General features: G+C 56.2%; 11 protein-coding genes. 3 read left to right on the forward strand and 8 right to left on the reverse strand.

The genetic code is table 11. The features are described 5' to 3' along the window. Window positions 1–92 precede the first annotated feature (92 nt). The 3 genes from ahpC (at window position 93) to LVD14_RS02375 (ending at window position 3,440) form a co-directional block, all read left to right on the forward strand. On the forward strand, window positions 93–656 hold the full coding sequence (gene ahpC / locus LVD14_RS02365) for an alkyl hydroperoxide reductase subunit C (RefSeq protein WP_237132429.1): 564 nt from the start codon (window positions 93–95) through the stop codon (window positions 654–656). A 113-nt stretch (window positions 657–769) separates the two neighbouring features. Further along, on the forward strand, window positions 770–2,323 hold the full coding sequence (gene ahpF, locus LVD14_RS02370) for an alkyl hydroperoxide reductase subunit F (protein ID WP_237132430.1): 1,554 nt from the start codon (window positions 770–772) through the stop codon (window positions 2,321–2,323). A gap of 4 nt (window positions 2,324–2,327) precedes the next feature. Then, window positions 2,328–3,440: a GGDEF domain-containing protein gene (locus tag LVD14_RS02375; protein WP_237132431.1), complete on the forward strand. Its 1,113-nt coding sequence runs from the start codon at window positions 2,328–2,330 to the stop codon at window positions 3,438–3,440. A 69-nt stretch (window positions 3,441–3,509) separates the two neighbouring features. On the opposite strand, the gene LVD14_RS02380 is transcribed toward LVD14_RS02375, so the two are convergent. From LVD14_RS02380 to LVD14_RS02415, 8 genes are all read right to left on the reverse strand, one after another. Continuing rightward, on the reverse strand, window positions 3,510–4,397 hold the full coding sequence (locus tag LVD14_RS02380; RefSeq protein WP_237132432.1) for an SMP-30/gluconolactonase/LRE family protein: 888 nt from the start codon (window positions 4,395–4,397) through the stop codon (window positions 3,510–3,512). A gap of 26 nt (window positions 4,398–4,423) precedes the next feature. Further along, entirely contained in the window at window positions 4,424–5,152 is a 729-nt protein-coding gene (locus LVD14_RS02385) for an SDR family oxidoreductase (protein WP_237132433.1), read from the reverse strand. Window positions 5,153–5,284: 132 nt separating this feature from the next. After that, on the reverse strand, window positions 5,285–6,655 hold the full coding sequence (locus tag LVD14_RS02390) for an efflux RND transporter periplasmic adaptor subunit (protein WP_237132434.1): 1,371 nt from the start codon (window positions 6,653–6,655) through the stop codon (window positions 5,285–5,287). Between the two features lies 1 nt (window position 6,656). Continuing rightward, window positions 6,657–9,800, reverse strand: a complete 3,144-nt coding sequence (locus LVD14_RS02395; protein ID WP_237132435.1) for an efflux RND transporter permease subunit — start codon at window positions 9,798–9,800, stop codon at window positions 6,657–6,659. 212 nt (window positions 9,801–10,012) lie between these two features. Next, window positions 10,013–11,824 carry an ABC transporter ATP-binding protein gene (locus LVD14_RS02400; protein ID WP_317622690.1) on the reverse strand — a complete coding sequence of 604 codons (1,812 nt, stop codon included), beginning with the start codon at window positions 11,822–11,824 and terminating at the stop codon, window positions 10,013–10,015. Window positions 11,825–11,985: 161 nt separating this feature from the next. Continuing rightward, window positions 11,986–12,717 (reverse strand): class I SAM-dependent methyltransferase, encoded by a 732-nt coding sequence (locus LVD14_RS02405; RefSeq protein ID WP_237132437.1) that lies wholly within the window; start codon window positions 12,715–12,717, stop codon window positions 11,986–11,988. Window positions 12,718–12,953: 236 nt separating this feature from the next. Beyond that, window positions 12,954–13,142, reverse strand: coding sequence for a hypothetical protein (locus tag LVD14_RS02410; protein WP_237132438.1), 189 nt, complete (start codon window positions 13,140–13,142; stop codon window positions 12,954–12,956). A 91-nt stretch (window positions 13,143–13,233) separates the two neighbouring features. Further along, a complete protein-coding gene (locus tag LVD14_RS02415; RefSeq protein WP_317622691.1) occupies window positions 13,234–14,463 on the reverse strand; it encodes an FAD-dependent monooxygenase in 1,230 nt (409 codons plus the stop codon). Window positions 14,464–14,561 lie beyond the last annotated feature (98 nt).

Consider the following 14,561-nt stretch of genomic DNA (forward strand, 5'->3'; position numbering starts at 1 on the left):
TTACCTAAGCTGAAAATAGGGCTATTCTTGTGGCTGTTAAGTGAACCGCCGATCAAACTGGATTCGGCACAGGGAAATTAAGGAGTCTTTACGTGTCTTTGATCAATACCGAAGTTAAACCCTTTAAAGCGACCGCATTCCACAATGGCGAGTTCGTCGAAGTGACCGAAGCTGATCTGACCGGCAAGTGGTCAGTTGTGTTCTTCTACCCAGCCGATTTCACCTTTGTTTGCCCCACTGAGCTGGGCGACCTGGCTGACAACTACGAAGAATTCAAGGCACGCGGCGTTGAAATCTACAGCGTTTCTACTGATACGCACTTCACGCACAAAGCCTGGCATGACAGCTCAGATACCATTCGCAAGATCACCTACCCGATGATCGGCGATCCCACTGGCACCATCAGCCGCAACTTCGAAGTCATGATCGAAGAAGCCGGTCTGGCTGAGCGCGGAACCTTTGTGATCGATCCTGATGGCAAGATCCAGGTAGTCGAAATTACTGCTGGCGGTATCGGCCGCGATGCCTCAGAGCTGCTGCGCAAAGTCAAAGCTGCTCAGTACGTCGCTGCGCACCCCGGCGAAGTTTGCCCGGCGAAGTGGCAGGAAGGCGAAGAAACACTGGCGCCGTCACTGGACCTGGTAGGTAAAATCTAAAACGCTTTACTGCAGTAAGCCCGAGAGCCCGGGCGGCTATCGTCCGGGCTTTCTTTTGCCCGAAATTTGTGTAAACACTGCCCTTGTGCATTGATTTATCGAGGAAAAACGTGATGTTAGACGCCAACATGAAAGCCCAACTGAAAGCGTATCTGGAGAAAGTCTCCCGGCCTTTCGAGCTGGTCGCGTCGCTTGATGACGGCGCGAAATCAAAGGAGCTGCGCGCACTGCTGCAGGACATCGCATCGCTGAGTCCGCACATCACTGTTCGTGAGGACGGTCAGGATAGCCGACGCCCGTCTTTCAGCCTGCAACGGCCCGATGCCGAGATGCATCTGACGTTCGCCGGCATCCCGATGGGACACGAGTTTACTTCACTGATTCTGGCGCTGCTGCAGACGGGTGGACATCCACCCAAGCTGAGTGAGGAAAAAATCGCCCAGATTAAAGCCATTGACGGTGAATTCGCCTTTGAAACTTATTTCTCGCTGTCCTGTCAAAATTGCCCGGATGTGGTGCAGGCCCTGAATGTGATGGCGGTCTTGAACCCCAATATCAAACATGTGGCCATTGATGGTGCTCTGTTCCAGAAAGAAGTCGAAGAGCGCGAGGTCATGTCTGTCCCCAGCATCTATCTGAACGGTGAGCTGTTCGGACAGGGCCGCATGGGAGTTGATGAGATTCTCGCCAAGATTGATACCGGCGCCGCCAAGCGCGAAGCCGAGAAGCTGGCGAGCAAGGATCCATTTGATGTGTTGATCGTGGGCGGCGGCCCAGCCGGTGCGGCAGCGGCGATTTACGCAGCGCGCAAGGGTATTCGAACCGGTGTCGCGGCTGAGCGCTTTGGCGGTCAGGTACTCGACACCATGGCAATCGAAAACTTCATCTCTGTGCAGGAAACGGAAGGCCCGAAACTGGCGCGACAGCTCGAAGAGCACGTCAAACAGTACCAGGTGGATATCATGAATCTGCAACGCGCGTCGGCTCTGGTGCCTGCCGTTGAACCTGGCGGTTTCCACGAGATCAAATTTGACAATGGTGCATCACTGAAGGCCAAGTCGATCATTATCAGCACTGGCGCACGCTGGCGTGAACTGAATGTGCCGGGGGAGACGGAGTACAAGAACAAGGGTGTGGCGTACTGCCCGCATTGTGACGGCCCCCTGTTCAAGGGCAAGCGTGTCGCTGTTGTCGGCGGCGGCAACTCAGGTATTGAGGCTGCCATCGACCTGGCAGGTCTGGTCGCTCACGTGACGGTGCTGGAATTTGCCGACACGCTCAAGGCAGACGAAGTACTGCAGCGCAAATTGCGCAGCCTGCCCAACGTCAAGGTGATCACCTCGGCGCAGACCACAGAGGTATTGGGCGATGGCAAGAAAGTGACTGGCCTGGTATACAAGGACCGACAAAGCGAGCAATCGCACACTGTGGAGCTGGAAGGTGTTTTTGTGCAGATCGGTTTGCTGCCAAACAGCGAATGGGTCAAGGGCACTTTGAAAACCAGCAAATTTGGAGAGATTGAGATCGACAACCGCGGTGAGACCAATATTCCCGGCGTATTTGCCGCCGGTGATGTGACCACGATACCCTATAAGCAGATTGTTATCGCTATGGGAGAAGGGTCACGGTCAGCACTGAGTGCTTTTGACTACTTGATTCGCCACTGAAGAAATGACCGACAAAAACAGACTGCTGCGGCTGCAAGGGGATATCGAAGAGATTCGCAATCGGCGAGTCCAGCAGTTTGTTCTTGTCTGCATTTTATTGCTTGCAACACTGGCGGTCGTTGCCGTCTTTAGTGGTCAGCTATCGATCACGGTCTACATGACGATCTGCGTGGTTCTATTGTGTGGCACACTGCTACTTTTGCGGCGAGGCCAGACAACGCTGGCCAGCCACCTCATTCTGGCGGTCGCCTTGTATTGTATTTTTCAGAGTATGTGGGACGGCTCCGGTCTGCGCTCTGCCGCGGTGATCGCTTACCCTGCGGTGCTTTTGCTGGCCATGGTCATGGTCGGTCCGCGATCGTTTTACGTTGTCTCTGTCAGCATGTTGTTGTACATCGTCATTCTCAGCGTGGCGACCATGAATGGCTGGCGCACCGGCACAGAAGTCACACGTGGTTATCTGACGATGATTGATCACCTGGCTGTCCTGGCTGCGTCCACTTTCCTGATTCGTGTGCTGGCGTCTGACCTGTTACTCTTGCTGGCGCGATTACGGCAGGAGCTGGTCGATGTAGAGCAGTCCAAGCTGGCTGCAGAGCATCTGGCCAATCATGACAAGCTGACCGGGCTACCCAACCGACGGATGGCAGAGCAATTGTTTGTGGACGTGATTGGTCAGAGCCAGGCTGAGAATGCCAGCGTCGGTTTCGTGTTTGTCGATGTCGACAATTTCAAGCAGATCAATGATTCGATGGGGCATGCACGCGGCGATGCCTTATTGCAGCATGTAACAGAAACCATCACTCAGCAGTTGCGACGTTCGGACAAACTCGTAAGAATTGCTGGCGATGAATTTCTGATTCTTGTCGGGGGCCTGAGAGCGACAGACGACCTCAAACGCGTGCTGGACAAGATAATTCAAGCCGTTGCAACAACAGTTGTTCTTGATGGTGTTTCGATCAAACCCTCAATATCCATGGGTGTGGCAATTGCACCTGAGGATGGAGACGACTTTTCCAGTCTGCTCCACCACGCCGACGTGGCTATGTACAAGGCCAAAGCGGCCGGGCGCGGGCGGTATGAATTCTATCGCACTCCATTGCCAGTGGTGGACTGAGACGGATCTTAACCCGATGGCTCAGACCACCTATATCTGACAGATTCTATTTGTCAGCCTGTTGGTTGCTCAGTACATACCTCTGACATTCATCGGCAAGGCGAACAGGCTTCTGCGTGCGGTGACATAAAGAACATTGCGCTCCGGCCCACCAAAGGTCATATTGGCAGGCGCCAATGGAAACTCAATCACCTGCAGCACCTCTCCTTCCGGACTGTACACCGTGATATTGTTACCACCAGTCAAATACAGATTGCCATGCTCATCCAGTGTGACACCGTCGGAACCCTGCGGGGCAATCAGCCTTTTTCCGCTGATCTGACCGGGGGCATCGATGTTGTAGGCAAAGGTCTGGTTACCCTGATGATCGGCCACGTACAGAGTCTCTCCATCAGCGGTGCCAATAATGCCGTTCGGACGCTGCATGTCGGTAATGATGACTTCCGCTTCTGAAGCTCCAGGCGCCAGGTAATACACGTAGTAACCCGGCTGTGGCAGGTTTGCTTCGCTGCCGTAGCGTGGATCAGTAAAGTAGATGCCACCCTGCGGGTCAATCCACAGATCATTCGGGCTGTTGAAAGGAGCGCCATTGTGCTGATCGATCACTGCCGTGGCATTGCCCTCACTGTCCATTCGGCTGATGCGGCCCGCACCACCCTCGGCGCCGTAGAGCACCCAGTCGGCATCAAAAAACAGACCGTTGTTGCCATTGGTCTGTTCACGAAAGGTCTGCAGCTCGCCATCAACAGTCCACAGATGAATACGGTTGGCAGGGATATCCGAAAAATAAACGTTCCCGGCCTCATCGGCTATCGGACCTTCCGTGAAGGTGAACGTATCGCTCAGTAATTGGATCTGTGCATCTTCGGCGACCAGGCTATCGCTCTGTGCGAAAGCCTGGACACCCACAACGCCAATTGCCAGTACCACTAATGATTGGATAACGCGTGACTTCATAACTGCTTCTCCTTGAATTGGATGGTTCAACCACGGCCCAGAAATGGCTGTCTGGGATCAAGCACGGTGGCATCGATTATGGTGGAGTTCGGCGGCATGCTCAGCATCAGCACTGCCACACGGGCAATATCTGCCACCTGCATTTTGGGCTCATCAACAACAGACTTTGGCGCTTTGTCCCAGATGTCAGTATGTACGTTGCCAGGGTGCAAACAGCTTACCATGATGCCGAGTTCTCGTCCCTCGACCTGCAGCGCACGGGTCATGCCCTGCAGACCGAACTTGCTGGTGGTGTAAGGGACTGAACCGAAACGCGGGGTCTGACTTGAGATACTGCCGATATTGAGAATACGCCCACCGCCGGCATCTTTCATGACACGGAAGGCTTCGCGACTGTAAAGGAAGGCGCCGGTGAGGTTGGTATCCATGACCATCTGGAAATCCTTGGCGCGCAGGTTCTGAATGGCGCCGGCACGGGCAATACCTGCATTGTTGACCACAGCATCGACTTTACCGAACTGTTGCATGGCGAGTTCGAAGACACGCACCGTGTCTTCCTCGCTGGCCACATCAGCGACGCTGCCAGTCAGGGCATCGTGACCGATAGCCTCCAGCGCTTTGTTAACGCTCTCTTCAGAACGGCCGGTGATCAACACTCGGGCACCTTCTGCCAGACAGGCCTCGGCGATGGCTTTACCGATGCCGCGTGTTCCTCCGGTAATGATGATGCCCTGATTGGCCAATAGCTGTGACATTCTCTGTTCCTCCGTAAGCAGACTGACCGTGCCCAGTTGCGGCACGGTCAAGCGTGTTCAGTTTTGACGGAGGACAATACCACGCTGGCACGCCCGGCACTACCAGTGCCAGGGCACCAGCGTGGCCAGTCGTCAGTTGATGCTGCTGACGGCAGCCACACCTGGCTGCAGCGGCGCGCTGTCGGCCAGTGCCGATTCGGTCACCGGATTTACCAGCAAGCCGGTCATGGCAGTGGGCAGTTGAGAAACCATGATCTGGTCGCCCGCGGTCAGGGACTGGGAACGGACCAGTACATGGTAGTTACCCTGCTGATCGATATGTTCACCAACGCGCTCGATCTGCACCGCTTCCAGACGGCTGTGATCAATCCGATAGATGCGGTCGTTGTCATAAATGGCATGCATCGGCACAGCGACAACATCTCGCTCAACCGGCAGACGCACATTCAGGTTTACTACCTCACCCAGTGCCAGTGTGGCATCCGCAGGCACCTTGAAAAAGCCGTCAATGCCGCTCTGTCCGGATTTGACGTTGCCAGCCAGTCCCTTTAATTCCAGTACCTGAGTAGATTGCCCGGTCGCTGATGTGACATCGTTAATTGTCGCAGTCACTACCTGGCCGTTTTGCAGACTGCCACGCAGTTGCGCTGCCATTTCGATTGGCAGTGACGCGCGCACCTGCAGGCGGTCGTAGTCCGCTACCTGCAGCAGCTCACTTCCGACACTGATGCGGTCACCGACCGCAACCCCCAGACTGAGTATGCGGCCATTAAACGGTGCCGCCACCTGAGTATGGCGCAGGTCCAGCTCAGCTCTTGCCAGACTGGCGCGACTTTCTTCCAGTACTGCTTCGGCCTGGGCAATCTGATTGGGGTAGTCAGCCAGTGTTGCCTGATGGCTGGCATGGACCATGGCGCGCTCGGTTGCCTCATGACGAACTTCATCCAGTTGCGCGTCTGCGATCATGCGTTGTGCGTGCAGCGACTCAAACCGCTGCAGCTTTTCTCTGGCAATGCGCAATTGATCTTCATGATGGGTAGCCAGCGTCTCGGCCAATTCGTAGTCGCTGACAACAGATTTCAGACTGGCCTCGGCCCGTCGCTCCGCGGCCTGGGCGGCACGCAGAGCCAGTTCGGCCTCACGCGGATCCAGCTCCAGCAGAACGTCACCTGAATTAACCCAGTCGCCCTCACGGAAGTGAACTGCAGAGACATCGGCGGTCAGGCCGGCACGCAATGTCGCCTGCTGATCGGATTCCAGCCTGCCATACGCCTGTAATGTGGGTGACATGGCTGCTGGCTGTACGACGCTGGCGGCTACCGGCCACTCGCGCTCGGCGCGTTCAACAGGTGCCGCCTCCGGCCCGGTCGCTACCACCAGCGCACTGGTCAGCACAAACATGCCCAGGATCAATACACCCGCGGCTTTAGTGCCAATGTATCTGAATCTGTTGAGCTGACGCCCCCAGAATATCTGTTGCCCGTAGTTGTTATCGCCTTGCATATCAAAGTCCCTCTTTACTTGGCTCGAACACCTGAGCCTGGGTGGCAGGTTTGAGTCTGCCGAGTCTGTTTTTAATGCGTTCAATCATCACAATCAGCGCTGGCACAACCAGCAGCACCAACAAGGTGGCAAATGCCAGACCGAACACCAGCGTTATGGCAATCGGTACCATGTAGATGGCCAGGCTGAACTGTTCGAACATCAGCGGCGACAGGCCTGCCACTGTGGTCAGCGAGGTCAGGCAGACAGCGCGGAAACGTGACAGTGCAGCGCTGCTCACTGCGTCGACCAGTGCTTTGCCGGCTTCCAGTTCCCGGCGCAGGAAACTGACCAGCACGATAGAGTCGTTGACCACCACACCGGTCAGCGCAAAGAATGCCAGCATCGACATCATGCCCAGGTCCACACCCATGACCCAGTGGCCTGCAATTGCACCCGTCAGGCCCAGCGGAATCGCGGTGAGCACTGCCAGTGGCCATACGTATGAAGAGAACGACCAGGCAAGAATCAGGTAGATGAAGATCAGCGTCAACATGCCACCCATCTGCATGGTCTCCAACAGTTGCTGATTGCGCAGGTTATTACCGCCGACATCAGAACTCAGACCGTACCGCTGATTGATCTGTGGTAATACTGTCTCGCGCACGGAGGCCAGTACACGCTCGGCGTTGTTCACCTGACTGTCCACGGAGGCACTGACCATCACTGACATCGACCCGTTGTTATGATTGATGACATCGATACCACGACGGGTGGAAAGATGGGCGACCTGGCGTAATGGAACAACTTCTCCCTGCGGCGTTCGCACCGGGAATTGTCCCAGTGAAGCGATATGGTCACGTTCCTCGTCAGGCAGCATGACCATGACTTCCAGCTCGCTGTTATTCTGGTTGAATATCTGCACGCGGTTGCCATAGTAGGCCGCACGCAGCTGCTGGCCGAGTGAGGCAGTGGTGACGCCAAGTGCCTGACCCTGGGCAGTCAGATCAAAGATCATCTGATCGCGCCCGTAAGGCAGGTTATCAAAGACGTTGCTCACTCCCTCGTAGTTGCTCAGGGCCGCCTGCAGTTCTTCGGAAGCCTGCTTGAGTGTGTTGATGTCGTCCCCTCTAAGAACCAGGGAAATATCCGGCGCACCACCGTTGGCTCCCCCACGCACCTCAAGCAGTACCTGCTCGACATACGGTGGACGTACGACGCGCTGTTGCCATGCATTGACGAACTCCTGTGGTGCGACCTGGTAGACATCTTCCCATGCGTACTCGACACGCATGGAACCGAACTGGGCACCTGACTTGTTCTCCTGGTTGATACGGGCAACATTCTCACGCACGTAGTAACCATTGATGTTGACATTGCCATTCTCACTGTCAGTCTGCTGCATTGACTGTTCCAGGTGTCGCATGAACTCACGTCGCTGCACCTCGGTGGCGTCCATGGTGAAACTGACATTTGCTTCCAGCATCTGCAGACTCATACCCAGCACAAAATTAACGCCCACCCGACCGCCGATCACCAGACTGAAGGCAAGAACCACACAGCCGATTGCGGTCAGCAGCGTAGTGCCAGGTCGCGCCAGCGCCAGGGTGAGCACCGGTTTGTAGTAGCGGTCACGGAATCCAAAGAAAGCAGCATCGAACTTCTGACGGAATTTCGACTTCGGTTTACGACCCATCTGTTTGAAGCTGTGCTTGAGGTGTGCCGGCAGCACGATAAAGCATTCAACCAGAGACGCCACGATGACGCAGAACAGAACCATCGGCATGGTCTGAATGACTGCCCCCATTTCGCCACCAGTGATAAGCAGCGGAACAAAAGCGGCCAGTGTGGTCAGCGACGAAGTCATCACCGGCATGAACATGCGTTTTGCTGCACCAGACGCTGCCTCATCGGGGCTCAGGCCCTGCTCGTGCAGACTGACAGCGTCCTCGCCAACAACAATCGCGTCGTCAACCACAATACCTAGTGCCATGATGAATGTGATCAGGGCGAGAATGTTGATGCTGCCGCCGAACACGTAATAGTAGAGCATGGTTGCGAACAGAAAGCTGACGGGAATACCCACCGTGACCCAGGCCGCAGTACGTGTATTCAGGAACACAAACAGTGTCAGCACAACCAGCACAAGGCCAGACCATGCATTACTGGCGATTACTTCCAGCTGCTCTTTCAGCAGTACCCAGACTTCCTGGTAGGTTTCCACGGTAACGCCATCGGGCAATTGCGGTTGAGTCTGGTCCATCCACTGCTGCAGGATGCGAGCGGACAGCAAAGCATCCGAGTTAGTTACACGATACAGGTTCATTTCGATGGCAGGGCTGCCATCCTTGCTGAGCAAGGGCTGTCCGGCTTTGGCGCGCTTCTCTACCTGGGCGACATCGCCGAGCCGGATCAGCTCACCGGTCTGGGGATTCTGAATCTCCATACGCTCGAATTCATTAATCCCACGGCGCTGATCCAGCCCTCGCAACTGCATTTCACCCTGGCTGCGCGCAACAACACCCGCTGGTACGTCCATGCTGCGATAACGTACTTCACCCGCCAGCGCATCCAGCGTGGTATTCATGGCCAGCAGATCGCGACTGCCTACCTGTATGGCCATTTCTTCTTCCGGCAATCCACTGAACTCAATGCGGTCAACGCCGGCGGCATAGAGTTCGCGCTCGAATCGACGCACCAGTGGTACCAGTTCTGACACACTGGAGCCTCCGGCAACAATCAGGGAGGCAATAGGCTCGTAGGACATACCACGGCGCACCACCATCGGCTCCATGTCGCCTGGCAGATTGCGAATCTGCGCGACGCGATCACTTACGGTCTCGAGCGCCTTGCTCAGGTCTGTGTCAAACATGAACTCGAGTCGAATGTTTGCGCTACCCTGGGTACTGGTGGAGTACATCTGCTGCAGGCCGATCACGGTGCGGACCTGCTGTTCAACCGGCACCACAATCAGTTGTTCAACGTCCTCGGCCGAGGCGCCGGGCCAGTTGGCATTGATAATGACAACCGGCCATTCCACAGATGGGTCAAGCTGGGTATTGATGCGTGTCGATGCCCAGAGCCCGGAGAGGATCATCATGATCATCACCAGGTTGGCTGCCACTTTATGTCGGGTAAAAAGATCGATAATGCCTGTGTTGTTCATTGCTCACTGCCTGTGATTTGTCCAGAACCCGCTGCAAATGAGTGGGTGATAGCATGAGCAATTCACATATCGTGCCAGAATTATAAGCCACTGATATATATTGATTATATTTATCTGAAGAGATGTAAAGAGGCGAGTTAGGCTAAGGATTTTGAAAAAGCTTGGTGAAATTCGCTAACCTGGCTGATTCGCGGAATGCTCCGTGACGGCGTTTACTGGTAGCCTTTGGCCTGCAGTTCGAACAGTGTGGCGTACTGGCCGCCCAGTGCCAGCAGGCTCTCGTGATCACCGCGCTCGAGGATTTGGCCATGCTCCATAACCACGATCTGATCGGCGATACGTACCGTCGAAAATCTGTGGGAAATGATGATCGAGATACGATTGGCGGTCAATTCGCGAAAGTGCGCAAAAATGTCGGCTTCGGCACGCGCGTCGATAGCAGCTGTTGGTTCATCCAGAATCAGCACCTCGGCGCGGCTACGCATAAAGGCACGGCCCAGCGCGATCTTCTGCCACTGCCCGCCTGACAGGTCCTGCCCATCGCGAAACCAGGTACCCAGCTGGGTATCGTACTGGGCGGGCATATGTTTGATGAATTCGGCTGCCAGGCCCTTTTCAGCTGCCTCTTCGATCAACGGCCGATCATTTATAAACTCTTTGTCACCAACACCAATGTTTTCACCAACCTTTAGCTGATAGCGGGCGAAATCCTGAAAAATGACGCCCAGCTTTTCACGCAGTGCGTTGATATCCCACTCCTGCAGATCCAGCCCCTGATACAGAATGCGACCACCTGTTGGTGTGTAGAGCCGCGTCAGCAGTTTGATCAGCGTCGTCTTGCCAGACCCATTCTCACCAACGATGGCCAGACTTTCGCCAGGACGAATATGCAGATCGATGGCATTCAGAGCTGGCCGCTCAGCCCCCGGGTAATGGAAACTGACCTGCTCAAAACGGATTCCATCTTCGGGTTGTGGCCCCTCGGTCCTGTCGCCAGTCGGCTCGGGCACGTTGTGACCCAGGTATTCAGTCAGGTTGGAAAGGTAGAGGTTGTCTTCATACATCCTGTTGATCGACGCCAGGCAACTGGTGACCGCGCCCTGACCCTGACGGAACACCGCAATATACATGGTCATCTGGCCCAGCGTGATGGCACCGGCAACCGCTGCGAACGCGACCCAGCCGTAAGCAAAATAGAAAGCCGCGCTGGCAATCAGGCCCAGCATATAACCCCAAAACCCGCGGCGCAGGACCAGATTGCGATCTTCCTTGTAGATATTCTTGAATATATCTACGTAGCGCTGCAGGAACAGGCGGCCCAGCTGCATCAGCTTGACCTCTTTCACGCCGTCCTCGCGTGTCAGCACCATTTCAAGATAGACCTGCATACGGCGCTCTGAGGATCGACGACGCTGGTTGCGGAATGCTTCACCCGAGTATTTGGCCTCAGCCATAAAGGCGGGCACACCGGCAAAGCTGAGCAGCAGAACCGCCCAGATGGAGAACTGCAGCAGCAGGAAGCCATAACTGATCAGCGAGATTCCATCACGAATCAGATCGAAGGTCGCAATGACCAGGCTCAGTGGGCGGCTGGAGGCCTCTCGTCGTGCGCGCACCAGCTTGTCGTAGTATTCAGAGTCTTCGAAATTGGCCAGCTCCAGCGTCAATGCCTTTTCCAGAATCATCACATTGACTTCGTTGCTCAGCAGGGCGCGCAGGATGGACTGGCACACTGTGTTGATTTTCTGGGCGCCGGTCATCAGCACCACCAGTCCTGCCTCGATCAGCACATATTGCAGGAGCTGGGTCTGCAGCGCATCGCGGGCGGCACCATCGGCCTCAATGGCGGCAACAACGGCGTCAACAATCAGCTGGCCGACCCAGGCAATGGCAGCCGGCAATAGCCCCGCTGCCAGCGTCGCCAGCGCCATGACAATGGTCAGGGCCGGGCTGGCACGCCAGACGATTTCTATTGCGACGCCGCTATAGCGAAACACGGATGCGAAGCGTGTCAGCCACTGCAACGGGCTCAATTTGGGGAGAGATGCTTTCAAACGTCTACTTTTGTTGTTCGTTAAACCAGTCCAAAAACCAGCGGGGTCACAGCCAGCCTGCAGACAGGCTGGCTGTGACCCCGCGATTATACGCTGCTGGCAGCGCTGTTGCTGCCAGTGCCATCAACGCCTCAGGGCTTCATGGCGCGCACAACGATACGGTCGGTATTGCGTCCCAGACTTTGATCAAATGGTCCGGTTGTCCTGGGGTCGTCATCGGCATGCAGCACGTCACTGACACCCGTGATGACAAACCCGGCTTCGGTCACTGCCTGGGCCACTTCATCCAGTGTGATGCGGTGCAGCGATGCATTGTCGGCGCCCACATTGCCGCGGTGATCGATGATACCCAGGATGCCGCCCGACTTGAGCACATCCTTGACGGCAGCCAGCATGGCCTGCGCGGCGGCGGGGTTGCCATTGTACAGATCGTGGAAATTAAGCGCCGTCAGCGCAAAATCCACCGAGCCGGACTCGATACCCAGGCTGTCAAAGCCCTGATTCACGCGCTGCACATTTGGCAGACGATTTCCGGCCAGGCGCTCCTGCACGCCGGCTTCAGTATTACGCATACCCAGGGAGGCCGGGCTGTTTTGCATCAGTACTGTGCCATTGGGCCCCACGGCGTACGACAGGACTTCGGTATACCAGCCTGTTGAGGCCATGATATCGAGCGCGGTCATGCCCTCTTCCAGGCCCAGAAAACTCAGCACAGCCACTGGTTGGCGCGAGGCATCGCGCTCTTTGTCGGCTGCCGGGCGATCGGCACTGTTCAGAGCCTGAGTAAGGCGCGCCTCATCGACGGCATGCACCTGGCCAACAGCCAGCAATGCCACGGTAAACAAACTGACCAGCTTCTTCACAGAAAACCCTCCACAGTCATTATTATTGATGTTGTGCCGACAATTGACGCTGTCTTCGTGGTATCTGCATACGCACTCTCGTCGCCAAATGTCAGAGCAGCGGACAGCATAGGGCAATTTAAGCCAGGAATACAGGAGAACGCGCTCCAGCGGTGGTGAGCGGGAGACGCGGCGGATCCAGAATGAAGGGGTTGTTCAGCTAACGCGGGAGTGGCGGGCTCGCAAGGGCGCACAAATCAGTGCAGTCTGCGCGCCTCCATCAATTCTTCTTCAAAGAGCTTTTTGACGCGCAGCAATTCCTGCATGTCGTTTTCAGAGGTCAGCAGCGGCAGATGGTTCTCAATATCCAGAATGATATTGGTAATACTGCCAGTGTCGAGAGCGCTCAGGTCGACATCAAACGGCCAGGGCGATTCTTGGCTCATGAGAAAATCCTCGGGGGCAATTTAGGCTTACTTAAGGTCATCGTCCGCCGAAGGGGATTCTTTAGAAAATATTGCAATCGATTGGCCGCAATCAGCCCAACGCCTGCCGAATCAGGAACTGTTTGAGGACCGGCAGACGGTCGACGGCGTCCATGCCGGTGTTGCGGAGCCAGCGCACTGGCAGGGGCTGCTCGGCATACAGGCGCTTGAATGCCTCCATCGTCACCATCATGCTCAGGTTGTTGGGCTGGCGACGGCGCTGATAGCGCGACAGAACAATCGGATCTGCCGGCGAACGGCCACTGCGCCGGGCCCGGACCAGCTCTTCTGCCAGGACATGGACGTCTGCCAGACCCAGGTTGGCGCCCTGGCCGGCCAGTGGGTGAATGCTGTGCGCGGCATCACCAACCAGGACCAGCGGACCTTGATGGTAGCGGCGCGCATGCCGCTGGCGCAGCGGAAAACTAAAGCGTTTATCCGTGTGTTGCACAGATCCCAGCCAGTGCTGACTGGCATTGGACAGTGCCTGACAGAAGGCAGCGTCATCCATGGACATCAATGACTCCGCCACAGACGGGATCACCGACCAGACTATGGAGCAATAGCGTTGCGGCGATTGCGGTGCAGCCTGGTCGGCCAGCGGCAGAAATGCCAGCACCCCTTCATCCATGAATATCTGGCGCGCAGTATTGTGGTGTGCCTGCTCTGTGCAAATGGTCGTGACGATTGCCTGATGTTCGTAGTCCCATTCCCGTGTGGCGATGCCGGCCATGCTTCGCAGCGGCGAACTGGCACCGTCCGCAGCAATCACCAGCTCTGTCTGTAAAGTGTCCCCATTGTTCAGCGTCAGCTCAGCCTTCAGAGCTGTCCCGGAATGAGCCACCTGCTGATAGGCAGTGACTGTGACCGGCGCCAGTATCTGCAGGTTTGGGTACTCTGCCATCCGCTGCTGCAGCGCCGACAGCATGATCCGGTTCTCGACGATGTGGCCCAGAGAGTCGGTATGCACATCCCGGGCATCAAAATCGATCTGGCCGGTGCCGTCGGCTTCGCGCACATGCATATGGGTATAGGCGCAGTTGCGCTGGGCCTCGATGGCCGGCCAGACCTGTAACTGCCGGAACAAGCGTTGCGAGGCATGTGTAATGGCACTCACTCGCGGGTCGTAAGACTCAGTGCCCGGCTGCGCTTCCCGCTCAGCTGTCGGCATCTGCGAAGCGTCCAGCAACAGCACATTAACGCCCGCGTCAGCCAGCGCCAGCGCCATGGTGGCACCCACCAGCCCTGCCCCAACGACGGCGATTTCGGTCTCGTGCTGTATGTGACTGTGCGTTTGCTGACTCATTTACGTGCTGCCAAAGATCAGTTGAAGCGGGCTGCATTCTGTTGAATACTGCCGATACTTTACCATCATATGGC

It is taken from the genome of Pseudohongiella sp. O18 (genome assembly GCF_021729085.1).
Classification (GTDB): Bacteria; Pseudomonadota; Gammaproteobacteria; order Pseudomonadales; family Pseudohongiellaceae; genus Pseudohongiella.